Origin of the sequence: Nonomuraea sp. N2-4H, assembly GCF_045291505.1 — a bacterium.
In the GTDB taxonomy this organism is placed as follows: domain Bacteria; phylum Actinomycetota; class Actinomycetes; order Streptosporangiales; family Streptosporangiaceae; genus Nonomuraea; species Nonomuraea fastidiosa.
The window spans coordinates 7,753,531-7,775,724 of sequence record NZ_CP147987.1; the positions used below are offsets into that span (position 1 = coordinate 7,753,531).

21 protein-coding genes, 2 tRNA genes and 1 pseudogene are annotated in these 22,194 nt (G+C 69.4%); 15 read left to right on the forward strand and 9 right to left on the reverse strand.

Going from position 1 to position 22,194, the window contains the following annotated elements:
- The first annotated feature begins 1,559 nt into the window (after positions 1 to 1,559).
- The 3 genes from WBK31_RS35810 to WBK31_RS35820 are packed head-to-tail and all read left to right on the forward strand — an operon-like array spanning position 1,560 to position 3,948.
- Complete coding sequence (locus WBK31_RS35810; RefSeq protein WP_406673853.1) at positions 1,560 to 2,594, forward strand: replication initiator; 1,035 nt, start codon at positions 1,560 to 1,562, stop codon at positions 2,592 to 2,594.
- Positions 2,594 to 2,809: a helix-turn-helix domain-containing protein gene (locus WBK31_RS35815; RefSeq protein ID WP_364064685.1), complete on the forward strand. Its 216-nt coding sequence runs from the start codon at positions 2,594 to 2,596 to the stop codon at positions 2,807 to 2,809. Before WBK31_RS35810 ends, WBK31_RS35815 begins: the two co-directional genes overlap by 1 nt.
- A complete protein-coding gene (locus WBK31_RS35820) occupies positions 2,809 to 3,948 on the forward strand; it encodes a tyrosine-type recombinase/integrase (RefSeq protein ID WP_406673854.1) in 1,140 nt (379 codons plus the stop codon). The genes WBK31_RS35815 and WBK31_RS35820 overlap by 1 nt, the downstream gene beginning before the upstream one ends.
- A gap of 56 nt (positions 3,949 to 4,004) precedes the next feature.
- Here WBK31_RS35820 and WBK31_RS35825 read toward each other — a convergent pair.
- The 3 genes from WBK31_RS35825 to WBK31_RS35835 all read right to left on the reverse strand — a co-directional run bounded on the left by WBK31_RS35825 (position 4,005) and on the right by WBK31_RS35835 (position 4,959).
- Positions 4,005 to 4,080 (reverse strand) — tRNA-Ala (locus WBK31_RS35825).
- 15 nt (positions 4,081 to 4,095) lie between these two features.
- Positions 4,096 to 4,824: an HAD-IA family hydrolase gene (locus tag WBK31_RS35830; RefSeq protein WP_364064679.1), complete on the reverse strand. Its 729-nt coding sequence runs from the start codon at positions 4,822 to 4,824 to the stop codon at positions 4,096 to 4,098.
- Positions 4,825 to 4,839: 15 nt separating this feature from the next.
- A complete protein-coding gene (locus WBK31_RS35835) occupies positions 4,840 to 4,959 on the reverse strand; it encodes a DLW-39 family protein (protein ID WP_020542320.1) in 120 nt (39 codons plus the stop codon).
- Between the two features lie 593 nt (positions 4,960 to 5,552).
- On the opposite strand from WBK31_RS35835, the gene WBK31_RS35840 reads away from it, so the two are divergent.
- The 3 genes from WBK31_RS35840 to WBK31_RS35850 are packed head-to-tail and all read left to right on the forward strand — an operon-like array spanning position 5,553 to position 9,005.
- Positions 5,553 to 5,765, forward strand: a complete 213-nt coding sequence (locus WBK31_RS35840; RefSeq protein ID WP_378785851.1) for a heavy-metal-associated domain-containing protein — start codon at positions 5,553 to 5,555, stop codon at positions 5,763 to 5,765.
- Positions 5,762 to 6,766 (forward strand): hypothetical protein, encoded by a 1,005-nt coding sequence (locus WBK31_RS35845; protein ID WP_406673855.1) that lies wholly within the window; start codon positions 5,762 to 5,764, stop codon positions 6,764 to 6,766. The genes WBK31_RS35840 and WBK31_RS35845 overlap by 4 nt, the downstream gene beginning before the upstream one ends.
- Positions 6,767 to 6,791: 25 nt before the next feature.
- Positions 6,792 to 9,005, forward strand: a complete 2,214-nt coding sequence (locus WBK31_RS35850) for a heavy metal translocating P-type ATPase (protein ID WP_406673856.1) — start codon at positions 6,792 to 6,794, stop codon at positions 9,003 to 9,005.
- Between the two features lie 411 nt (positions 9,006 to 9,416).
- Here the strand turns inward: WBK31_RS35850 and WBK31_RS35855 are convergent.
- Positions 9,417 to 10,187 (reverse strand): annotated as a pseudogene (locus WBK31_RS35855) (MFS transporter); the annotation flags it as partial.
- A 60-nt stretch (positions 10,188 to 10,247) separates the two neighbouring features.
- On the opposite strand from WBK31_RS35855, the gene WBK31_RS35860 reads away from it, so the two are divergent.
- Positions 10,248 to 11,648, forward strand: coding sequence for a PLP-dependent aminotransferase family protein (locus tag WBK31_RS35860; RefSeq protein WP_378785850.1), 1,401 nt, complete (start codon positions 10,248 to 10,250; stop codon positions 11,646 to 11,648).
- Here the strand turns inward: WBK31_RS35860 and WBK31_RS35865 are convergent.
- Both WBK31_RS35865 and WBK31_RS35870 read right to left on the reverse strand, forming a co-directional pair.
- Positions 11,604 to 12,122: a universal stress protein gene (locus tag WBK31_RS35865; protein WP_364064664.1), complete on the reverse strand. Its 519-nt coding sequence runs from the start codon at positions 12,120 to 12,122 to the stop codon at positions 11,604 to 11,606. The two genes, WBK31_RS35860 and WBK31_RS35865, sit on opposite strands and share 45 nt — an antisense overlap.
- A gap of 235 nt (positions 12,123 to 12,357) precedes the next feature.
- Positions 12,358 to 13,068 (reverse strand): hypothetical protein, encoded by a 711-nt coding sequence (locus WBK31_RS35870; RefSeq protein ID WP_364064661.1) that lies wholly within the window; start codon positions 13,066 to 13,068, stop codon positions 12,358 to 12,360.
- A gap of 300 nt (positions 13,069 to 13,368) precedes the next feature.
- On the opposite strand from WBK31_RS35870, the gene WBK31_RS35875 reads away from it, so the two are divergent.
- The 7 genes from WBK31_RS35875 (at position 13,369) to WBK31_RS35905 (ending at position 18,057) form a co-directional block, all read left to right on the forward strand.
- Positions 13,369 to 13,926: an MFS transporter gene (locus tag WBK31_RS35875; protein WP_364064658.1), complete on the forward strand. Its 558-nt coding sequence runs from the start codon at positions 13,369 to 13,371 to the stop codon at positions 13,924 to 13,926.
- Positions 13,927 to 14,021: 95 nt separating this feature from the next.
- A complete protein-coding gene (locus WBK31_RS35880; protein WP_364064655.1) occupies positions 14,022 to 14,540 on the forward strand; it encodes a copper chaperone PCu(A)C in 519 nt (172 codons plus the stop codon).
- Positions 14,537 to 15,682: a Dyp-type peroxidase gene (locus tag WBK31_RS35885; RefSeq protein ID WP_364064653.1), complete on the forward strand. Its 1,146-nt coding sequence runs from the start codon at positions 14,537 to 14,539 to the stop codon at positions 15,680 to 15,682. The genes WBK31_RS35880 and WBK31_RS35885 overlap by 4 nt, the downstream gene beginning before the upstream one ends.
- Positions 15,683 to 15,942: 260 nt before the next feature.
- The gene (locus WBK31_RS35890; protein ID WP_378785849.1) at positions 15,943 to 16,224 is read left to right on the forward strand and encodes a GNAT family N-acetyltransferase; all 282 of its coding nucleotides are present in this window, start codon (positions 15,943 to 15,945) and stop codon (positions 16,222 to 16,224) included.
- 38 nt (positions 16,225 to 16,262) lie between these two features.
- Entirely contained in the window at positions 16,263 to 16,703 is a 441-nt protein-coding gene (locus tag WBK31_RS35895; protein ID WP_406673857.1) for a hypothetical protein, read from the forward strand.
- A 14-nt stretch (positions 16,704 to 16,717) separates the two neighbouring features.
- Positions 16,718 to 17,119: a hypothetical protein gene (locus WBK31_RS35900; RefSeq protein WP_406673858.1), complete on the forward strand. Its 402-nt coding sequence runs from the start codon at positions 16,718 to 16,720 to the stop codon at positions 17,117 to 17,119.
- 221 nt (positions 17,120 to 17,340) lie between these two features.
- Positions 17,341 to 18,057, forward strand: coding sequence for a hypothetical protein (locus WBK31_RS35905; RefSeq protein WP_364064646.1), 717 nt, complete (start codon positions 17,341 to 17,343; stop codon positions 18,055 to 18,057).
- A gap of 1,140 nt (positions 18,058 to 19,197) precedes the next feature.
- Here WBK31_RS35905 and WBK31_RS35910 read toward each other — a convergent pair.
- Complete coding sequence (locus tag WBK31_RS35910; protein WP_364064643.1) at positions 19,198 to 19,818, reverse strand: FMN-binding negative transcriptional regulator; 621 nt, start codon at positions 19,816 to 19,818, stop codon at positions 19,198 to 19,200.
- A 25-nt stretch (positions 19,819 to 19,843) separates the two neighbouring features.
- Between WBK31_RS35910 and WBK31_RS35915 the strand changes: the two genes are divergently transcribed.
- On the forward strand, positions 19,844 to 21,181 hold the full coding sequence (locus WBK31_RS35915; protein ID WP_406673859.1) for an aminotransferase class I/II-fold pyridoxal phosphate-dependent enzyme: 1,338 nt from the start codon (positions 19,844 to 19,846) through the stop codon (positions 21,179 to 21,181).
- A 220-nt stretch (positions 21,182 to 21,401) separates the two neighbouring features.
- Here the strand turns inward: WBK31_RS35915 and WBK31_RS35920 are convergent, their stop codons facing one another.
- Both WBK31_RS35920 and WBK31_RS35925 read right to left on the reverse strand, forming a co-directional pair.
- Positions 21,402 to 21,890 carry a class I SAM-dependent methyltransferase gene (locus tag WBK31_RS35920; protein ID WP_406673860.1) on the reverse strand — a complete coding sequence of 163 codons (489 nt, stop codon included), beginning with the start codon at positions 21,888 to 21,890 and terminating at the stop codon, positions 21,402 to 21,404.
- Positions 21,891 to 22,065: 175 nt separating this feature from the next.
- Positions 22,066 to 22,139, reverse strand: a tRNA-Ile gene (locus tag WBK31_RS35925).
- Positions 22,140 to 22,194 lie beyond the last annotated feature (55 nt).

A 22,194-nucleotide genomic window follows, 5' to 3' on the forward strand; every position in this document is an offset into this window, starting at 1 on the left:
GACATCCCGCTTGCAAATCGGGCCTGATCACCAGGAGATGAGTGGAGAGCAGCCCGCAGTAACCGTGAGTGCCCCCTGCTGACCGACCGTAATGGAACGCTAATGGCATGACGATTGCGCGACCCGACCTCCCCACGCAAGGGGCACGCGCGCCCTCCTCCTGGCCGCCCGGTCCTCCTGTAGCTGCCGATCCCCAGGAAGGCGGTACCTATAAGGGTCGACGATGTTGATCGCGCGGCGACTCCGTAGACACCAGCGAGGCGTCACGGGCGACCGGAACCCTGCAAATAGCGAGAAGAACATTTCTAGGTAAGTTCCTGGCATATAGTGCGTCTGTGCCCCAAAAGCACTCTCACCGGAGCCTTCTCATACTTCCGATACAATCCGCCTTCCGGTGTTGCATCATCAACCTATGAACCTGTCACGCATCGGATCAGCAGTCCGGACGATCTTCAAACATGCCTATACCCGGAAAATAATAAATGCGTTTCACGGTCAGATAGCATACTCCAAATATTGGACGTATATACGAGTAGGTGGCAGAGTTCACAGAGAAGCGAAAAAGATTATCGACTACATAGATGGCCTGCCGGAGCCGATCGACCGAGTGATACGGCGTCGCTTGCTCGTGGCAGCAATGCGAGGTGCCGTCTACAAGCAGTTCATCTTCCATGGTTCGGCAAGCGTTGTCATAATTCTGAATTTCACTATCCTGCTACTCGGGTCGGGAGGAGCCGCAGTGATTGCGTCTCTTCGCGCGACGTCCACTGTCCAGGCACTTATATTGACCTCCCTAGCATTTGCAGGATTTTTGCTGCTACTCGTCGCAATTCTGACACCCTATGTCCGCTACGTTGACGTCCGCACATCACACCTAGACCTGGATAAGCCTTCCTCGATGTACTTCTTCTGGGGAATGCTACTTCTCTTCTTTTTCATCTCTCTACTATTGATGGCGGGGACTCTATTCAACATGCTGGACATGAACAGGACTTCCGCCATAATTTTCCAGTTTGCGCTATGGTGCATAGTAACAACCCCGATGACGGGCATCATCACAGGCCTTAGATATCGTCAAGAAAGGGGTCGTCACCCAGCTCCTGGACCTCTAGATAGAGTTATTCTCGGACTTCTCGAGGTCGCATACTGGTCGCATTGGTGTCAAGAGAAGAGAAAGCGGCTGCACTCGCAACACATCAAGGCTCTTATTGCCACGTTAGAACGGTTGAGCCGCGAAGCGGAACGGTTCGCCGTCCGACGGGTTCCGTTGTGGGACATAACAACTCGCAGGGATACTCGACGTATCGGTGTTTGCTTAGCCAATGAGATTCGAAAGCACAAGACCGGCCTTGCCGCTAGCTATAGCGGAACAGATCTTGAAAAGATCTCGGTCGAGATACTGAAAATTGTCAAGCTATGGAGCGATGGTAGTATCGAAAAGCTATGGAATGCGGTAGGAGAGGTTACTCTTGCAGAGAGGGTTCGTCGGCTTGCAGCACGCTTGTGGCCAGCAATAGTGCTCACCGGTATGGGTTTTGGCCTGCCGCTACTCCCCGTTTTTGATAACTCTCAGCAACACCCTGACGCTCCCGTCCTACGGCAAGGTGCGCGACGGCGTACCCCTCGACCCGGACACCTACGACTACCGGCGCGCCGCCCGCGACGCCCTGCACTTCTCCAAGCTCATCGACCGCTTCGTGCAGAACCTGCGCCGCGTGGCCGGATACGACGTGCAGTACTTCGCCACCGTCGAGCCACAGCAACGCCTCGCCCCGCACCTGCACATGGCCATCCGCGGCACACTGCCCCGCGCCGAACTCAAGCAGATCATCGCCGCCACCTACCACCAGGTCTGGTGGCCACCCACCGACACCATCCGCTTCGAGGGAGACCACCTGCCGCTCTGGCAGGACGGGACCGGCTACCTCGACCCCGACACCGGCGAAGTCCTGCCCACCTGGGAACAGGCCCTCGACCAGCTCGACGCCGACGATGATGCCCAACCCCTCCACGTGGTCGGCTTCGGCGAACAGCACAACATCCAAAGCGTGCTCGCCGGCACACCCGCCGCCGGCAAGTGGCTCGGCTACCTCACCAAGTACCTGACCAAGAGCCTCGCCGACCCGCTCGACGCCGCCACCGACGACCAGGCCCGCCGCGACCACGCGGCCCGGCTCGTCGAAGCCCTCCGCTTCGAGCCGTGCTCACCCACCTGCGCCAACTGGCTCCGCTACGGCATCCAGCCCAAGAACGCCAAGCCCGGCATGCAGCCCGGCCGCTGCCGTGGCAAGGCCCACAAGCCCGGACACCTCGGCTACGCCGGACGCCGCGTCCTGGTCTCGCGCAAGTGGTCCAACAAGACCCTCGCCGAGCACAGGCAGGACCGCCGCACCTGGGTCCTGGAAGCCCTCGGCCACCCCGACCAGCCCACCGACCCGCACCGCTACATCTGGAAGCCCCTCCCGGCCGGCGACGCGAACGTACCGCCCCTCGCCGTACGCCTCCTCCGCACCGTCGCCGAACGCCAACGCTGGCGAGCCCACATGAACCGGCTAGAGCAAGATCTTTCGGCAATCGGAGAGGAGGCGGCGTAGTGGACAAGCTCCTGAACGTGGACGAGGCGGCTGAACTCCTCAGCACCACCCCGCGCTTCGTCCGGCGGCTGATCGCTGAACGGCGGATCGAGTTCGTCAAGCTCGGCCGGCTGGTGCGCATCCGGGAGTCGGCCCTGATCGCCTACGTCACCGCCGGCACCGTCGCCCCCATGAACGCGGGAGACACCCGCCGGTCGCCGGGGAGGGCCGCCTGATGGCCAAGAGGGAAGGTCGCCGACGTTTCGGCAGCATCCGTAAGTTGCCCTCCGGTCGGTTCCAGATCCGCTATCCCGGCCCTGATGGCCGGCTGCGCACCGGGACCACGACGTACCGAACGAAGACCGACGCCGACCGGGCGCTGACGCTCATCGAAGCTCAGATGATCTCGGGCGAGTGGACGGACCCGGATCGAGGCAAGATCCGGCTCGCCGACTATGCCCGCGCCTGGATCAAGGAACGTCCGGGCCTGCGCCCCAAGACGGTGGAGCTGTACACCTGGCTGCTCGAACGCCACATCATTCCGACGCTGGGCGACGTGGCGGTCGGCAAGCTGTCCGCGCAGGCGATCCGCACGTGGCGCGCCGATCTTCTCGCGAACGGCGTCTCCGTCTCGACTGCGGCCAAGGCGTACCGCCTGCTGCGCGCCATACTGATGACGGCCGTCGAAGAGGACCAGTTGATCGCGCGCAACCCGTGCAGGATCAAGGGCGCCGACAACGAGCACACTCCCGAACGGCCCGTCCTCACCGTGCGCCAGGTCTTCGAGCTGGCCGACCGGATGGCCGACAAGCGCTTCAAGGCCCTCATCCTGCTGGCCACCTTCGCGAGCCTGCGCTGGGGTGAGGTGATCGCCCTCCGTCGTAGCTCGATCGACCTCGACGCGCGGACGGTGACGATCCGCGAACAGCTTCTCGAACTCGACAACGGCGAAATGCGCCTGTGCCCGCCCAAGTCACGCGCCGGCAGGCGCACGGTCAGCATCCCCGCAGTCATCATCCCTGTCCTCGCCGAACACCTCGCCGCGTACGTCGATGAGGCCGACGACGCCTTCGTCTTCCTCGGCAAGCGCGGGGCGTTCCTTCGGGGCAGCAACTTCCGGCGCGAGGCCAGGTGGGCGGAGGCGCTGAAGGAGATGGGACTCCAGGGCTTGCACTTCCACGATCTCCGGCACACAGGCAACACCCTCGCCGCGCAGTCCGGCGCGAGCCTTGCCGACCTCAAGGCGCGGATGGGGCATGACAGCGACCGGGCGGCGCTGATCTACCAGCACGCCACGCGCGACGCGGACCAGCGGATCGCCGACGCGCTGAGTGCCCGCGTCGCGGCCGAACAGCAGAAGATCGCCGACAGCTAATGGCACGTGGATGGCACGAACGCCCCGCACCGAGATCGGTGGCGGGGCGTTTCGCCTGGTGGAGCCTAGGAGATTCGAACTCCTGACTTCCTGCTTGCAAAGCAGGCGCTCTGCCAACTGAGCTAAGGCCCCTTCGACGAAGATAGCTTACCGGGCCGATGAAGCCACCTGCGTCGTACCGAGATCATCACTGAGGACCAACCCAGGGAAGTCCTGGATGGAGTCGAGGATGTGGGTGGCGCCGCCCTTGAGGAGGCGTTCGCGGCTGTGGACGCCCGTCATGATGCCCGCGACGATGGAGGCGCCGGCGCGCTTGCCGCAGAGCATGTCGCTCTCCGAGTCGCCGAGCACGGCGACCTGGCGTACGTCGTCGACCCCCAGGCGGAGTACGGCGTGCAGGACCATGTCGGGCCAGGGGCGGCCGCGGCCGCCGGCGTCTTCGGGGGAGATGGCAAGATCGATCTTGTCGTGCCAGCCCAGGACGCTGAGGATGCGGCTCAAGGTGGTGCGGCTGAAGCCGGTGATCAGGGCGAGCTTGATGCCGTTGCCCCGGAGCTTGTCGAGGACCTCCAGGACTCCGGGCATGGGAGTGAGACCCGCCCGCTCGATCGCCCCCTCGTAGGAGCGTTCGAACGTCAGGTTCGCCGCCTGCGCTTGCGCCTCGTTCCCCGGAAAGATGCCGCGGAACACGTCGATCTTGGGGCAGCCCCGGGACCGGTGCACGTGAACCATGGCTCTCGCGTACGCTCCGGTCCCGGGCACTATGCCCTGAGTCGCGATCGCCTCAGCGAAGGCGCGCTCGACCATGGCGATGTCACCGACCGTGGTGCCGGCCAGGTCAAGGCACACCAGCTTGATGGGGACGATGTCACTCATCGCCTCGCCGGTCGGTTAGTTCTCGCTGCCGGTCGCCTCGGTCCAGAGATCGAGCTCTGCGCGGTCGGCCTGCACCTTACGCCAGATCAGCAACCCCCCAAGGGCGATCAGCGCCAGAACGAGCAGCTTCTTCACGGTGTGACCCCACTTCTTCGACGGCCTCACCTGCCGGGGTGAGACCCAACGGTTGACAAGCAGCCTAGCAAGGTATGGCTGCGCTCCCTGTGTTGTGCGCGGACCAGATGGGTGGATTAGGCAAAGGACGGGCGTTCAATCCCTGGTGAGACCGCTATAACCCGTCACCTCGTGCGCGAAGACGGCGGCCGACGATGTCGGTCATCGACCCGTACGTTCCCCGTTCGTCGTCTACGTTCACGTCCACCCATGCGGCCGGCATCCTGTCGTTCTCCCATAACGGGCAACAGCTCGATCATGCCAAATATGCGGCCGAGGTGCGCAGGTCTCATTCCCCTTGCTTCCCCGGCCTCGGGCCGCGAGTGGCTCGCCTCCGTCCGGCGGTGACCGCATACACGGGAGGCCAGTGGGTAGGGAGGGGCTGTATGTCATGGTTCGGGGGCGTACGGACGTTGTTGACATACCCCTTGGGGGTATATTACGTTCATCCGGTAACACACCGGAATGCCCAGACCCATACCTCGGGCATACCCTAGGGGGGTACGGTGTTAGACTCGCACCATATAAGGACAGAAGCAGAGGGAGAGCCCGCCATGAGCACCGCCACCTACACCGTCAACGGCATGACCTGCGGCCACTGCGTGAGCTCCGTCAAAGAGGAGGTCAGCGAGGTTCCCGGTGTGACCGGCGTCGAGGTGGATCTCGCCACTGGCCTGTTGACGGTCAGCAGTGACGAGCCGGTGGCGCGCGACCTGATCGCCTCCGCGGTGAAGGAAGCCGGCGACGAGCTGGTGGATCGCCCATGAACGCCGCCGCCAAGCTCGGCTCCTACGTCCTGGGCCTCGCCGTCGTCTTCGGCGGCGCCCTGGGCGTGGGCAAGCTGATGGCCCCCTCCTCCACAGCGGCCGCGAGCAGCGAAAAGGCCCCGAGCAGCCAAGAGCCCGGCCAACAGGCCCAGCAGGCCCCCAAGAGCCACGGGCATACGACCGGCGAGCGCCAAGGGGTATCGGCCGAGGCAACCTCGGCGGCCCACGAGAACACCCCCGCGAAGGGCCACGAGCAGCAGACCGGCCATACCCCCGGGGGGCTCCAGGTGTCGCAGGACGGCTACACCCTCGACCTCATCGACTCGATCTCGACGAAGAAGGCCACCGACTTCACCTTCAAGGTCATCGGCCCCGACGGCACCCCCGTGACCGACTACGAGGTGGAGCACGACAAGAAGCTGCACTTCATCGTCGTCTCCCGCGACCTGACGAGCTTCCAGCACCTCCACCCCAAGCTCTCCCCCGACGGCACCTGGTCGGTACGCCTGAAGGCGCCGAAGCCCGGCCCGTACAAGGCGTTCGCGGACTTCATCCCCAAGGGCGGCGAGAAGCTGACGCTGGGCGCCGATCTGACGGCCGCGGGCGACTACGACCCCGACCCGCTGCCGGAGGCGAGCCGCACGGCGAAGGTGGACGGCTACACGGTCAGCCTGGACGGCGACCTGGCTCCGAACACCTCGACCAAGCTCACCCTCACGGTCAGCAAGGACGGCAAGCCGGTCGAGGACCTGGAGCCCTACCTGGGCGCGTACGGCCACCTCGTGGCGCTGCGCGCGGGCGACCTGGCCTACCTGCACGTCCACCCGGAGGAGAGCGACACGGCGGGCCCCGAGATCACGTTCTACGCCGAAGCACCGAGCCGGGGCGACTACCGTCTGTTCCTGGACTTCAAGCACAAGGGCGAGGTCCGTACGGCGAGCTTCACGGCGACGGCCGGCGGCGCGCCCGCCGGACACGGCGGCGACGGCCACACCCACTGACGGACACGAGGAAGGAGAGGTGACGATGACGTCTTCCCTCACCGAAGGCAAGTCCGTCGAACTGATGATCGGCGGCATGACGTGCGCGTCCTGCGCCAACCGGATCGAGCGCAAGCTCAACAAGCTGGACGGCGTGACCGCGACGGTCAACTACGCGACGGAGAAGGCGAAGGTCACCTTCCCCGTGGATGTCGACCCGCAGGTGCTGATCGCCGAGGTGGAGAAGGCGGGTTACACGGCCGAGCTGCCACCCCCGCCCACTCCAGCCCCTGACGGACAACAGGAGCAGAAGAAGGAACGCGACCCGCTCCGCGACCGGCTGATCACCGCGATCGTGCTGTCGGTCCCGGTGGTGGCGATGGCGATGGTGCCTGCGCTGCAGTTCGAGTACTGGCAGTGGCTGTCGCTGACGCTGGCCGCGCCGGTGGTGACGTACGCGGGCTGGCCGTTCCACAAGGCCGCGTGGACGAACCTGCGGCACGGCACGGCCACGATGGACACGCTGGTCTCGCTGGGCACGCTGGCGGCGTTCGGCTGGTCGGTGTGGGCGCTGTTCTTCGGTACGGCGGGCGTGCCGGGCATGACGCACCCGTTCGAGTTCACGATCGGGCGCACCGACGGCTCGGGCACGATCTACCTGGAGACGGCGGCGGCGGTGACCGCGTTCATCCTGGCGGGCCGCTACTTCGAGTCCCGCTCGAAGCGGCGGGCGGGCGCCGCGCTGCGGGCGCTGATGGAGCTGGGCGCCAAGGACGTCGAGCTGGCCGACGGGCGCCGCGTGCCGGTCGAGCAGCTCAAGGCCGGCGACAGGTTCGTGGTCCGGCCGGGCGAGAAGATCGCCACCGACGGCGTGGTCGAGGAGGGCACCTCGGCCGTGGACGCCTCGATGCTGACGGGCGAGTCGGTGCCGGTCGAGGTGCGGCCGGGCGACCCGGTGACCGGTGCGACGGTCAACGCGGGCGGCCGGCTGCTGGTGAGGGCCACCCGGGTGGGCGCGGACACGCAGCTCGCGCAGATGGCGAAGCTGGTGGAGGAGGCACAGACCGGCAAGGCGCAGGTGCAGCGGCTGGCCGACCGCATCTCGGGCGTCTTCGTCCCGGTGGTGATCGCGCTGGCGATCGGCACGCTCGGCTACTGGCTGGGCAGCGGTGCGGGCGCGAGCGCGGCGTTCACGGCGGCGGTCGCGGTGCTGATCATCGCCTGCCCGTGCGCGCTGGGCCTCGCCACGCCGACGGCTCTTCTGGTCGGTACGGGCCGGGGCGCCCAGATGGGCATCCTCATCAAGGGCCCCGAGGTGCTGGAGTCGACGCGCAGGATCGACACGATCGTCCTGGACAAGACGGGCACGGTCACCGAGGGCAAGATGACGCTGACCGAGGTCCACCTGGCCGAGGGCGAGTCCCGCGACGAGGTGCTGCGGCTGGCGGGAGCGCTGGAGCACGCCTCCGAGCACCCGATCGCGCGGGCGATCGCCCGCGAGGCCGGCTCGAAGGCCACCGTCGAGGACTTCACGAACATCGAGGGCCTGGGCGTCCAGGGCGTCGTGGACGGGCACGCGGTGCTCGTGGGCCGGCCGCGGCTCCTGGAGGAGTGGTCGCAGCACCTGCCGGACAACCTCGTCCGCGCCATGGAGGAGGAGCAGGCCAAGGGCCGCACCGCCGTGGCGGTCGGCTGGGACGGCAAGGCCCGCGCGGTGCTCGTGGTGGCCGACGTGATCAAGCCGACGAGCAAGGAGGCCATCGCCGAGCTCAAGGCGCTGGGACTGACCCCGGTGCTGCTGACCGGCGACAACGAGGCCGTGGCGCGTACGGTCGCCGCCGAGGTGGGCATCGACGAGGTGATCGCCGGTGTGCTGCCCGCCGGCAAGGTCGACGTGGTCAAGCGGCTGCAGTCCGAGGGCAAGGTGGTGGCCATGGCGGGCGACGGCGTCAACGACGCCGCCGCGCTGGCCCAGGCGGACCTGGGCCTGGCCATGGGCACGGGCACGGACGCCGCGATCGAGGCCGGTGACCTGACGCTCGTACGCGGCGACCTGCGGGTGGCGCCCGACGCCATCCGGCTGGCCCGGCGCACGCTAGCAACGATCAAGGGCAACCTGTTCTGGGCCTTCGCCTACAACGTGGCAGCCCTGCCGCTGGCCGCTCTGGGGCTGCTCAACCCCATGATCGCGGGTGCCGCGATGGCGTTCTCCAGCGTCTTCGTGGTCAGCAACAGCCTGCGGCTGCGCCGCTTCTCGTGACAGCGACCATCTGGCGGCCGGCGCCATCGAGGCGCCGGCCGCCACGAACGCGGCGCCGGTCAGCAGCCAGCCGAGCGTGCCGCCGCCGAGCACGACCGTGGTGAGCACGGCGGGCCCGAGCATCCTGGCCACGGCCACGCCGCTGCCGAAGAACGCCTGGTACTGGCCCTGCCGGTCGTCGGGGGCGAGCCCGAAGCCGATCTCGAAGCAGCCGGCCGCCAGCCACAGCTCGGCGATCACCTGCAAAACCGCGGCGACCAGCAGGAACGCCCACCATGACGGGCTCAGCGCGAACACCGCGCAGGCGGCGAACATGATCAGCCCCGCCCGCCGTACCGCCGCCGCGGCGTCGTGCACCCCCTTGACCCGGCGGGCCACCCGCACCTGGCAGAGCAGCACGCCGCCGGTGTTGATCAGCAGCAGCACCGAGACGACCCAGGTGGGCGCGTCGGTACGGGCGGCGATCCACAGCGGCACGACCACGCTGAGCAGCGGCATGTAGAAGAGCATCACCGCGTAGATCAGCGTGACCAGCGCGTACGGCCGGTCCCTGAGCACGGCCAGGCGGGGCCCGGCAGGAGCGGGCTGCGGACGTACGGGGGACAGGCGGAGCAGCAGGACGGCGGCGATGAGGAAGGTCGCCGCGTCCAGCCCGAACACCGCCAGATACGCCTCCCGGGTGCCCGCGTGCAGCGCGAGACCGCCGATGGCGGCGCCGAGCGCCAGGCCGCCGTTGAGCGTGGCCTGCAGCACGGCCCGTACGACGGTCCGCTCCTCGGGCGGCGCCAGGGCGGCGAGCAGCGCCTGGCGGGCGGCCGACAGTCCGGTCTGCGCGGTGCCGTACAGGCAGGCGGCCAGCACGAACAGCGGGAACGTCCGTACCAGCAGGAACGACCCGACCGCGATGGCGGTCGCGAGCGCGAGCAGCACGGCGACGCCGCGCGGCCCGCGCCGGTCGGCGAGGTGCCCGAGCGGCACGCCGGCCACCGAACCGACGCCCCAGCCGAGGGTCAGGCCGATGCCGATCTCGGTGGGCGTGAGCCCGACGACGGTGGAGAAGTAGAAGGCGGAGGTGACCAGGAAGACACCGTCGCCGATGGAGTTCGCAAGCTGCGCCTGTGCCAGGATCCGCCGATATCTCATGAGGTGTACGCCCCCTGCCTCGCGTGCCGACGCCACCATCTTGGAGCCTGGCTTGTCCCGAGATAAGCTCCGATTTCCGGCGATTTGATTGGGCCAATCATGGACGTGCACATCACCCTCGAAGGCCGCCGTGACCTGGCCGCACAGGTGTACCGGCAGCTTCTCGACGCCATACTCGACGGCCGGCTCAGATCCGGCGAACGCCTCCCTCCGACCAGGGAGCTGGCCAGGCGGCTGGAGATCTCCAGGAACACCGTCGCCCTCGCCTACGACCGGCTGGTCGCGGACGGGTTCCTGGTGGGCAGGGCGGGCGCGGGCACGTTCGTGTCGGCCGAGCCGGTCAGGGGGCGGGCCGCGCCCAAGGGCGTCGTACGGCCGCGCCCGGTCTGGCGGGACCTGCGCCTCACCCCGAGCGGCATGCCGCCCGCCCGCTACGACTTCCGCGTCGGCGTCCCCGACGCCCGCCTGTTCCCCATGGAGACCTGGCGCCGCCTGGTGGCCCGCGAGCTGCGGGCGAGCGCCGCCGGTTACGCCGACCCGGCGGGCCACGAGCCGCTGCGCGCGGCCATCTCCCGGCACATCGGGCTCAGCCGCTCCGTGCACGCCGGCCCCGACGACGTGATCGTCACGAACGGCGCACAGCAGGCGCTCGACCTCATCGGCCGCGTGCTGATCGAGCCCGGCACGGTCGTGGCCGTCGAGGAGCCCGGCTACCCGCCGGCCCGGCTGCTGTTCCGCACGCTCGGCGCCAAGGTGGCCGGCGTGCCCGTGGACGGCGAGGGCATCGACGTCACCGCGCTGCCACGCCAGGCCCGCATCGTCTACGTCACGCCGTCGCACCAGTTCCCGCTCGGCACCCCCATGTCGCTGGCCCGCCGCGCCGCCCTGCTGGCCTGGGCCGAACGCCGCCGCGCAGTGATCATCGAGGACGACTACGACAGCGAGTTCCGCTTCGGCGACCGCCCGCTCGAACCCCTCCAGAGCCTCGACCGGGCCGGCCGGGTCATCTATGTGGGCTCGTTCTCCAAGACCCTGCTGCCCATGCTCAGGGTCGGCTTCCTGGTCGCGCCCGCCTCGCTCGCGCCGGCGCTGCGCGCGGCCAGGCAGCTCACGGACTGGCACGGCGCGCTGCCCACGCAGGCCGCGCTGGCCCGCTTCATCGACGAGGGGCTGCTCTCGCGGCACATCAGGAAGGCCACCCGCGAGTACGCCGCCAGGCACGCCATGATCGCCGAGGCGCTGGACGCCGACGAGCGGCTGCTGCCGGTGCCGTCCTCGGCGGGGCTGCACCTGTGCGCCCGCCTGGCTCCGGGCGTGCGCGTACGGCCGGGGGACGGGCTCGCGGTCGAGCGGCTTGAGTCGTACTGCGGGGAGGAACCGGCGCAGCACGGCCTGGTGCTCGGCTACGGCGCGATCCCCACCGACGCCGTGGCCGCGGGCCTGCGGCTGCTCAGGTCACGGATGTCGGCGGGTCCAGAAGCGGCGGTGGCGCTCTCCTGACATCTCCGAGTCGTCGGGCGGCGCGGGTTGCTGCACGATCACCACTGTCGTCCTCGCGTGCCGGGCGCAGTACATGCTGGTCGAGGGGAGGAAGATGCGGCTGAGCAGGCCGCGCCGCCCTCGCCCGAGCACCAGCAGATCGCCCTCGCGGGCCAGGTCGACAAGGTGGTAGCCGGGGTCGCCCACCCGTCCCACCGTCGCGATCGTCAGATCGTCGGGTACGCCGCCCGCCACGTCCTCGAACACGGATGTGATCACTTCGGAGCAGCGCGCCTCCTCGCCCTGACGCACCGCATGCTGCACGGGCAGCGCCTCAGGAAAAGGATGGACGGGCGCGCGGCTGACATGCACGGCCACCAGAGCCATCCGGTGCAGCCTGGCCGCCCCGATGGCCCAGGCCAGAGCCCAACGCGCGGCCGGGGACTCGTCGACCCCAACGATCAACCGCGGGCCGCCGGGCAGTTCCTGTTCCACGGTGCCTCCTGTTGAAGTACGACCATAGTGCGCCTACCCATCGGTTACCGGGAGGTGGCAGTTTGGGAACTCCGAAGTTTCCTTTGGAACGCGGATGGGACCCCAGGTCGGCGGCATGGCGGGTGGGGAGGCGGGATCTTTAGGCGGGGTATTTGTCCTGCCTTGAGAGGAACTTTTCTCTATAGCCCTTTAGGTGTTATTTGTGCACGTTTCCGGAGGGCTTCGCGGAAGGCTTTCAGATGAGCTTCAGCAGGGTCTCGTACAGGGTGTGGCGCTCACGCTCCGGCAGCGTCCGGTACGCCTGTCCCGCCCGGCGGTTCGTGTCCGCCTCGATCTCCGCGCGCAGCGGCCCGTCCTCCAGGCGTACGATCTCGGCCGCCGACAGCCCCGCCGCCTGCCAGGCCGCGGCGTGCGCGTCGGCGCGGTGGTAACGCAGCACGGCCAGCCGGTTGAACAGCAGCAGCCCCGGCGAGGACCCCTCCGGCTCGTACGGCGGTGACACCAGCTCGAACGCCCCGCCGGGCAGCCGGTCGGCGGTGTCCAGCACGCGGCCCACCAGCTCGGCGGCCTCGGTGAGGTCGCCGCCCGCCCAGACGCGTTCGACGGCGGCCTCGTGCAGCTCGTACAGGCGGTGGATGAAGGACCTGCCGGTGTCCGTCACGCGCAGTACGCCGTCGCCGTCCTCGGCCAGCGTGCCCTGGCGGAGATGCTCCCGGATGTCGGGCTCCGGGTCGGTGTACCGGAACAGCACGGCCAGCCCGCTGCGGGTCAGCGGGCGCAGCGGAAGGCTGAACCGCAGGTCGGACAGGAGCCCTGGAGTGAAGCCCGATGCCGCGGTGAGGCCGGCCACGGCTCTGACGGCGGAGGCGTGCACGTTGACGTGGGCGGCGTTGATGACCGGGGCGATCGCCTCAGCGAACTCCGACAGCTCCTGAAATTTCGGCATCGCTCCCGATTATGCGGCGACACCCCACGCCCCCGCACCCGTTCCCAAAACCCCCAAAACGCACGAGCAGGCCGCGGCGGCTGGTTTCACGTGAATCACAATCGCCCCCTGGGGCCACCCAAAGGCCCCCACCCACGACGGCGGAACAGCCCCACCCCACACACAACCAAGGATCGACACCCGGACCGCCAACACACCCCACCCAAAAGAACCCCCACCCACGACGGCGGGACAGCCCCACCCCACACACAACCGAGGATCGGCATCCGGACCGCCAGGGTCGCGTGGAATGCTAGGGACATGGCGCTGCCGTTCCGTCTTGCCCGCACTGCGGTGTTCGCCGCGGTGTGTCTGGGGCTGGGCGTCGCGGCGCACATGCTCGGCGGCGCATCGGTGCCGCCCGCGGCCGGGGTGTGGGCGTTCGGGCTGTCGTTCGCGGCGGCGTACCCGCTGGCGGGCCGCGAGCGTTCACTGACCGTGATCCTGCCGCTGCTCGCCGGCCTGCAGGTGCTGCTGCATCTGATGTTCTCGCTCTCTCACGCGGTGCTCGCACCGGACGGACCGGCCGCCCCGCAGCTCATGGCCGCGCACCTGCACTCGGGCCTGGTGCCGAACCTCGGCATGCTCATCACCCACGGCTGGGCGGTCGCGCTGACCGCGTTGTGGCTGGCGCGCGGCGAGGCCGCGCTGTGGGCGCTGCTGCGCCGCCTGGCCGTACGGCTGCTGGTGCTGTGGCTGCCGCTGCTGGTCACGCCTTTCTCCACGCCGCTGTGCACGACCGAGCCGCCCATCCTGCGCTCGGCCGTCCTGCGGCACGTCGTCAGCCGGAGGGGTCCGCCGCGGGCCGTCGCCGCCTGACCTACGTGGTCGGGCACGACGTTCCCCTCTCCATTCAGACGACCCACCGCCCGGCAGGGTCTATTTCGGCATGCCGGGCGGAGAAAGGCACTGCCATGTTCTTCCGTCATGCCCTCGTGCTCGCGGCCGCCGCGACGGCGCTGGCCGCCTGCGGCTCCTCGGCGGAGCCCGCCGCCGCACCGAGCCCGTCCCCGTCCGACTCCGCAGTGGCGGCGACCGGCGGGCTGAGCATCACCGACCCCTGGGTCAAGACCGCCGAGAAGGGGATGACCGCCGCGTTCGGCACGCTGGTCAACAACACCGACCAGCCGATCACCATCGTGTCCGGCAGCTCGCCGCTCTCCTCGGAGATCGAACTGCACGAGGTGGTGGAGAGCGGCGGCAAGATGGTCATGCGGCCCAAGGAGGGCGGCTTCGTGGTGCCCGCGCACGGCACGCACAAGCTGGAGCCGGGCGGCGACCACATCATGCTGATGGACGTCACCGAGGAGGTGCTGCCCGGGGCGCAGATCCCGTTCACGCTGCAGGTGCAGGGCGGCGAGCCGCTGGAGTTCACCGCCGTCGGCAAGGACTTCGCCGGCGGCGAGGAGGACTACCAGCCGGGGCACAAGTGATCACCCGGCGCGGGCTGCTCACCGGGGGCGCCGTCACCGCGGCCGGCGCCCTCGCGGGCTGTGCGAGCGACACCTCCGCCCGTACTCTCGACGTCGGCTCGCTGGTGCGCGAGGTCGCGACGGGCTCGCGCACCGAGCCCTTCTACGGCCTCCACCAGGCGGGGGTGGCCACGGAGCCGCAGGCGCACGCCGTGTTCATCGGCTTCGACCTGCGTCCTGGCACCCGCAAGGAGGCCCTCGTACGGCTGCTCAAGCTGCTCACCGACGACGCCGCCCGCCTCACCCAGGGGCGGCCGGCGCTCGCCGACACCGAGCCCGAGCTGGCCGCGAACCCGGCCCGCCTGACCTGCACGTTCGGGTTCGGGCCCGGGCTGTTCGACGCGGCCGGGGCGGACTCTCCGGTGCAGCCGCTGCCGCGCTTCGCCACCGATCGGCTGGACAAGCGGTGGAGCGGGGGAGACCTGCTCGTGCAGGTGTGCGCGGACGACAACGTGACGGTCGCGCACGCCGTACGGATGATCGTCAAGGACGCGCGGTCGTTCGCCCGCGTACGGTGGACGCAGCGCGGCTTCCGCTCCGCCACCCGGCGCAACCTGATGGGCCAGATCGAGGGCACCGGCAACGCCACCGACCTCGACAGAGCCGTCTGGATCGGGCAGGGCCCGCTGGCCGGCGGCACCACGCTGGTGCTGCGCAGGATCCGCATGGCGCTGGAGACGTGGGACGCCGTCGACCGCACGGCCAGGGAGTTCACCATCGGCCGCAGGCTCGACAACGGCGCCCCGCTCACCGGCGTCGCCGAGCGCGACGAGCCCGACTTCGCCGCGAAGAACCGGCTCGGGTTCCCGGTCATCTCCGAGTACGCCCACATCAGGCGCGCTCACGTGGCCGACCCGGCGCTGCGGCTGCTGCGGCGGCCGTACAACTACGACGACGGGCTGAGCCCGGAGGGCGAACCGGACGCCGGGCTGCTGTTCGCGTCGTACCAGGCGGACATCGACCGGCAGTTCGTCCCGATCCAGCGGATGCTGGCCGAAGGCGACCTGCTCAACGAGTGGATCACCACGATCGGGTCGGCGGTCTTCGCGATTCCGCCGGGGTGCGCGGAGGGCGGCTGGATCGGCGAGTCCCTGCTGTCCTGACCGGCCCGCCGGAGGGCCCCCACGAGGGGCCCTCCTCTCGGCGGGAGGCGGCGGCTGTCCTGGCGCTTCCGCGATCTTGCCCCCGTCGTGCTCGCCGTCTACGACCAGCGCGATAAAGCAGGTGCGTGACCCGGTAGCTCGCGGCTTATCCCTGTATCGGCGATCTCGACGGCGTACCGCGGGGGTGGAATCGTACGCTGATCATCAGAGATGCCGCGACCGAGGACTGGCCGCACATCTATCCCTTCTATGCCGAGATCATGGCGGCGGGGCGCACGTACCCCTACTCGGAGCGGCAGACCCTCGAAGAGGCCCGCTCCTGGTGGATGGAGCCGCCTCCGGGCAAGACCGTCGTCGCGGCCGACGACGCCGGCACGATCGTCGGCTCGGCCAAGATGGGCCCCAACCGGCCTGGCCGGGGAGCGCACGTGGCCACCGCGTCCTTCATCGTCGATCCCGCGCACCAGGGCAAGGGCGCCGGGCGGGCGCTGGGGGAGCACGTCCTCGGCTGGTGCCGCGCCGAGGGCTTCCACGGCACGTGAGGCGGAACCTTTTCCGGTCCGCGTACGTGATGGAGGTCATGCGGAGCCTTCCCTTACTCGCCCTCCCCGCCCTGCTCGCGCTGACCGCCTGCGGCGGGGGTGACACGACGACCGCCGAGCCCGTCACGTACGCGGCCGACTCCGTCACCGTCCTGGAAAGCCCCGAGCACGGGCCGCAACTGTGCAGCACGGTGGCCGAATCGTTGCCGCCCCAGTGCAGCGGGCCCGACGTCGTCGGCTGGGACTGGTCCAAGGTGCGGCACGAGAGCCACGGCGGCACCACGTGGGGCCAGTACCGCGTGGTCGGCACCTGGGACGGCGCCAAGCTCACGCTCACCGAACCGCCGGGACCGGCGACCTCGGGCAGAAGGAGGAGCCGCGCTTCGGCTCCCCGTGCCCGGCTCCCGAGGGCGGCTGGCGGCCGGTCGATCCCGCCAAGGCCACGCAGGCCGCGCTGGAGACGACCCAGCAGCGGCTGAACGAGGCGGACGGCGTGGGCGGGGTGTGGCTGGACCAGAGCTACCTCGACGCGATCCCCGGCTACGACGAGAGCGATCCCGACATGGCGCAGAAGTACGCCAACGACCCCACCAAGCTGGTGCTGAACGTGAAGTTCACCGGCGACCTGGCCGGCCGGGAGGCGTGGATCAGGCAGACCTGGGGCGGCGCGCTCTGCGTCAGCCAGGCCCGGCGCAGCGAGGCCGAGCTGCGCGAGATCCAGGATTCCCTGAGCGGCGAGCTCGGCTCGGACTTCGTCTCGGCCTCGGTGGACATCGTGAAGGAGCAGGTCGTCGCCGGCGTCCTGGTGGCCGACGAGGAGCTGCAGCGGCGGCTCGACGACAAGTACGGCGAGGGCGTCGTACGCCTCGACGGCGTGCTGAAGCCGGTCCGCTAGCTCACTTGGGGTGCGGGCGCGCATCGCCGGGCTCGCGGCGGGCCCGGCGGTGAAGACGTACGCGCGGCTGTCGTCCAGGCGGCGGCCGGTCTTCGCGTCTACTTCAGCCCCAGCCGGAGGTCACCTCGCCCCGAACAGACGACCGCTTTGCCATGGTTCGAGGTTTTTTGATCTGTGCTACGGCACGCGCCGTCATCGCTAACGTGCTGGCGGTGAGGAACATGAGGAGATGCGCACGGGCCGTCGCCGTCGTGGGGGCGGCGGCGGCCACGGGGCTCGCTGGGATCACGGTGCCCGCACAGGCGGCCGAGAACTACGGACAGTACTCGATGTTCGGCAAGCGCCGGGCAGGCCAGCACTGGTCGGGCGGGCAGGTCGGCGGGCAGTGGGCGTGGAAGCCGCTGTCGTCGACGACGTCCGAGATCAGCTGGGGCGACCCGAAGAAGTGGCCGCCGTCGTACGCGGAGAAGTTCGTCCGTTCGGGCGACTGGCTGATGCTCGACGGGTGGCGGGACAATGGAACGTACTACAAGCTCCGCGTCACCAAGGAGCAGATCGGCGACGTCAACTGCAAGAACCTGAAGACCTTCGCCACGTCGGGGCCGCAGCACTACGTCAAGTGGACCATTCCATCCACCGGCTACTGCCTGAAGGCGTGGGGCACGATCACCGAGCAGTCCTCGGGCAAGGTCGTGGACTTCGGGCACACCCAGATCTGGTATCCGCCGGCCTCCTGCTCGAACCGCTACCTGGGCAAGCAGACCTGCATCAAGCAGTGGGAGTCCTGGTGGGACAACAACGGCAGCCCCGGTAAGCCGATCAAGCGGAAGCTCGACCGGGATCAGTACATCGCCCGCGGCAAGGGGATGGCGTTCAAGATCCACCAGTTCTACCCGAAGACGTGGAACTCGGAGGCCAAGTCGTACTGGAACTGGTGACGTGAGCACGACCCGGCGTGCCGGGCTGTGGACGCCGCCCGTGAAGCGGCGGCCTGTGCACGCCGGGTAGGGCACAGCCGATTGCGAACGCTGTACGGGGGACAGCCGGCTGTGGATATCCGGGGGGGAGACGGCCAGTACACATCACACAAAGTCGGACCCCGCGCAGACAGCGCGGGCGAGCTCGGACTTCGCACCCACAGTCGCGAGGCGCCACCCCCAGCGCCCGGCTGACCGGCCTGTTCACCGACTACGGCAAGGGGCGGACACCAGGTGGACAGGGCCGCCTGTGGACACCGGGTAGGCACGGCCTGCCGTGGACGCCGGGGCGACCGGCCGTTGCACATCGAGACGAGGACGACCGGCCGTGGACGCCGGGGCAGGAACGACCGGCCGGCCGTTGCACACGGGGGCGGACGACCGGCCGTGGACACGTAGGGACGGTCGGGTGTGACTCCGGTGAAGGACGGCCGCCTGTGAACGTCACACAGGGGAGCGGCTGCCTGTGGATGCCGGCCACCGGATGCCGAGCTGTGGCGGCCGCAGAGAGCGTATGGCGCGGAGAGCGTATGGCGCTGGGAGCGTATGGCGCGGTGAGCACCATCGCGCACAACGCCGGCGCTGGAGGCACTGAGCTGAGCTGGGGGCGGTGGGGTGTGGATGGCGGGCCGGGAACGATCTGCGGGGACTCGGTCTCGGCCCGCCGTCCATTGGCTTGAGGGGGGCGACAGGAGCGACGTTCATCCACAGGGTGAGGGGTGCGGTGGACGGCGGCGGAACCCGCCCGGACGCCCTGGGCACAAGGGGTGATTTGGAACGTTATGTACCGGCGACTTTTTCAGTGTGGTATGGCCGGTCCTGGGCACTCTGGGGCGTCCGGTCGAGGCCGTACCGGTGACCTAGAACACACACCTGACCTGGGGAAATGTGGATAACCGCTGGTGAGCGCGGGGCTGCGGGACCGGCGGCGGGGACGGCGCCGAACGAGGGTGCGGGCAAGGGCGGCGAACGCGGGCGCGACGGGCTGTGGATGAGGCTCTCGCACGGGGGTGCGAAAACGGGTTATCCACAAGAGTCATTGGTTATCCACAGCTTGTGAGTCACCGGCTTCCTGACGGTCGCGGACGGCCATGATGCCCGTCAGGAGGTGCGGCGACGATGTTGCTGAGCGAGGACGGCGGCGTCCCCGGGAAGGTCACGGGCGGCCAGGCCGGCGGCCACCCGATCACGCAGTTCGGCCGGCTTGTGGTCGTCGTACTTGAACTTGGCCCGTACGTCGGTCACCCGCAGCCGCAGGCCACGCAGGCCGGAGAGCTGCCTGTGGTACGGCCCGGAGTCGGCCGCCACCTCCCCGTGGTCGCCGTCGGGCTGGTGGTGGGCGAGCTGGCGGCGCAGGATGTCGGCCTTGCCCTCCTTGTCGTCCACGATCTCGGCCTCGCAGATGAGCTGCACGGAGGCGTAATAGCTGGTCGGCACGCCCGTCTCGGGGGAGTCCGACCGCCAGCCTGTGGGGATGTAGGCGTAGTCGTCGTAGACGCTGACGACCGCCACCGGGTTGGCCTCAAGGGCGGGCCAGATCGGGTTGGGGCGGGCCAGGTGGAGCAGCACCTGATCGTGCCCGTCGTACAGGAAGTGGGTCGGCACCACCACCGGGGGCGCGCCGTCCACACCGTTGGCGGCGATCTGCCCGAAATCGCGCGTACGCAGCCACGTGCGCCACTCGTCGTCGGTCCTGGCCGCGTCCCAAGGGTGGATCAGCATGCGAACCTCTTTGTACTAGTACATAATGAGCATTGTGCCAGAAACATATCTGATCGCCGGTTCGACGGCCAGCGAGATAGCGGCCGGGGTCGAGGTCGCCGTGTCCGAAGGGCGGCTGCCGCCTGGGGCCACGCTCCCCCGGTGCGCGAAGGTGGCGGCCATGGCGGGTGTCAGCCCCGGCACGGCGGCGGCCGCTTACCGCCTGCTGCGCGAGCGCGGCATCATCGAGACCGCCGGTCGGCGCGGCACCCGGGTCAGGGCGCGGCCGGCGAGCACGTTCAGGGAGGAGATCCGCGTCGAGGTGCCGCCGGGGGTGCGCGACCTGTCCCAGGGCAACCCCGACGCCCGCCTGCTGCCGTCGCTGCACGACGCTCTTGCCGCCGCCGCGCGGGCGCACGAGGAGCGGCCCGCCATGTACGGCACCGGCGACGACGACGAGCTCATGGCGCTGGCCGCTGAGCGGCTGCGCGCCGACGGGGTGCCGCCGGGACCGCTGGCCGTCACCTCGGGCACCCTCGATGCCGTCGAACGCGTGCTCGCCGGTCAGCTCCGGCCCGGCGACGCCATCGCCGTCGAAGACCCGGGCTGGACGGCGCTGCTCGACCTCGTCGCCGTGCTCGGGCTGCGGCCGGTGCCGGTGCGGGTGGACGACGACGGGCCGCTGCCCGACGAGCTGCGGCGGGCGTTGCGTGCGGGCGTACGCGCGGTGGTGGTCACCGCGCGAGCACAGAACCCGACGGGCGCCGCCGTGACGGCCGAACGGGCGGCGGAGCTGCGCGCGGTGCTAGGGGCGTCCCCTGAGGTGCTGCTGATCGAGGACGACCACGGCTCGGGCTTCGTGGACGTGCCGCTGCACCCGCTGGCCGGGGCCACGTCGCGGTGGGCGCTCCTCCGGTCGACCGCGAAGGCGTTCGGCCCCGACCTGCGGCTCGCCCTGGTCACCGGCGACCCCGTCACGCTGGCCCGGCTACGTGGACGGCAGCGCCTGGCCGCCGGCTGGGTGAGCCACCTGCTGCAGCGTACGGTCGCCCACCTCTGGCGCACCGGCGCGGTGGACCCGGCGGCGGTGGCGGCCTCGTACGGGCGACGGCGCGACGGCCTGGTCGCCGCGCTCGCCCGGCGCGGCATCCGCGCCCACGGCCGCACCGGCCTGAACGTGTGGATCCCGGTGGCCGACGAGTCCACCGCCCTCACCCGGCTGCTGGCCCGCGGCTGGGCCTGCGCCCCCGGCGCCCGCAACCGCATCGCCACCCCGCCCGCCCTACGCCTCACGGTCTCAACGCTGGACGTGGAGGACCTGGAGCCCTTGGCCGACGCCCTGGCCACCGCCCTCACCCCCACCACCTCCGGCCGCTACGGCTAGCTAACCTGGGGTGCCGCGCGACCACCCCGCACGGAGCACAACCGCCCCCGGGCGCCGCGCAACCACCCCCCGCACGGAGCACAACCGCCCCCAGGGGCCGCGCAACCCCCCGCACGGAGCACAACCGCCTCCGCACCACCGCCCACGTACGACCGCCCCGAAAACCCGCACGCTCCCACCACCGCAAGGGCCTGCACCCGGGGCGGCGTCTCCGGCCGCCCTAAGCGCCCACGCGGGCGGGCCGACGCAGCGTCAACGACTGGAATCGCTGCTTACCCGCCCCCACCACGTGAAAATCCACAACCTCGAACAACCGCCGCCCGAACTCCTGCAGCTCCTCATCACCCCGGAACGAGAAGAACCGGGGCGGCTCATGGTCGTCCCCGTCGTAGGGCCCCTCACCCAGCAATACGCCCCCGCCGTAAACCCCGAAGAAGAACACCCCGCCGGGCCGCAGCAGCCCGCGCACGGCCTCCAGCACCGCCGGCAGGTCGCTGTCGGGCACGTGCAGCAGGCAGTTCATCGCGTACACCGCGTCGAACGACTCGGGCGCGAAGTCGAGGTGCAGGAAGTCCATGACAAACGCCTCAAGGCCCTTCTCACGGCACCGCGCCACCATGGCGGGGGACAGGTCCACGGCGACGACGTCCAGGCCGCTCTCCTTGAAGTACAGGCTGTCCTGGCCGGTGCCCACGCCGATCTCCAGCAACCGCCGCCCGTCACCGGCCGCACCAGATCGAGAAACGCCGATCGCAAAGGAAGCACGTGGGCGGACGACAGGTGATGCTCGTCAGATTCGACCCGGGGAAACGTGGTCACCCGGCCAGTCACGCAGAAAACCGAAAAGGCCACTTCCGATGCTCGGAAATGGCCTTCGAACTGGGTGGGGCTACCTGGACTTGAACCAGGGACCTCTTCCTTATCAGGGAAGCGCTCTAACCGACTGAGCTATAGCCCCGCTCGCACCCCGAACGTTATCGCATCCGCCTCCCGGAGGCGAACCGTTCGTTCGG

Excerpts from the sequence above, each read along its gene's own strand:
- WBK31_RS35875 (WP_364064658.1), top strand. The coding sequence starts at position 13,369 with ATGGCGCTGCCGTTCCGTCTTGCCCGCACTGCGGTGTTCGCCGCGGTG.
- WBK31_RS35915 (WP_406673859.1), top strand. The coding sequence starts at position 19,844 with ATGAGCATTGTGCCAGAAACATATCTGATCGCCGGTTCGACGGCCAGC.
- WBK31_RS35910 (WP_364064643.1), bottom strand. The coding sequence starts at position 19,818 with ATGCTGATCCACCCTTGGGACGCGGCCAGGACCGACGACGAGTGGCGC.
- WBK31_RS35870 (WP_364064661.1), bottom strand. The coding sequence starts at position 13,068 with ATGCCGAAATTTCAGGAGCTGTCGGAGTTCGCTGAGGCGATCGCCCCG.
- WBK31_RS35845 (WP_406673855.1), top strand. The coding sequence starts at position 5,762 with ATGAACGCCGCCGCCAAGCTCGGCTCCTACGTCCTGGGCCTCGCCGTC.
- WBK31_RS35880 (WP_364064655.1), top strand. The coding sequence starts at position 14,022 with ATGTTCTTCCGTCATGCCCTCGTGCTCGCGGCCGCCGCGACGGCGCTG.
- WBK31_RS35840 (WP_378785851.1), top strand. The coding sequence starts at position 5,553 with ATGAGCACCGCCACCTACACCGTCAACGGCATGACCTGCGGCCACTGC.
- WBK31_RS35820 (WP_406673854.1), top strand. The coding sequence starts at position 2,809 with ATGGCCAAGAGGGAAGGTCGCCGACGTTTCGGCAGCATCCGTAAGTTG.
- WBK31_RS35850 (WP_406673856.1), top strand. The coding sequence starts at position 6,792 with ATGACGTCTTCCCTCACCGAAGGCAAGTCCGTCGAACTGATGATCGGC.
- WBK31_RS35860 (WP_378785850.1), top strand. The coding sequence starts at position 10,248 with ATGGACGTGCACATCACCCTCGAAGGCCGCCGTGACCTGGCCGCACAG.
- WBK31_RS35890 (WP_378785849.1), top strand. The coding sequence starts at position 15,943 with ATGGCGGCGGGGCGCACGTACCCCTACTCGGAGCGGCAGACCCTCGAA.
- WBK31_RS35905 (WP_364064646.1), top strand. The coding sequence starts at position 17,341 with ATGAGGAGATGCGCACGGGCCGTCGCCGTCGTGGGGGCGGCGGCGGCC.
- WBK31_RS35830 (WP_364064679.1), bottom strand. The coding sequence starts at position 4,824 with ATGAGTGACATCGTCCCCATCAAGCTGGTGTGCCTTGACCTGGCCGGC.
- WBK31_RS35895 (WP_406673857.1), top strand. The coding sequence starts at position 16,263 with ATGCGGAGCCTTCCCTTACTCGCCCTCCCCGCCCTGCTCGCGCTGACC.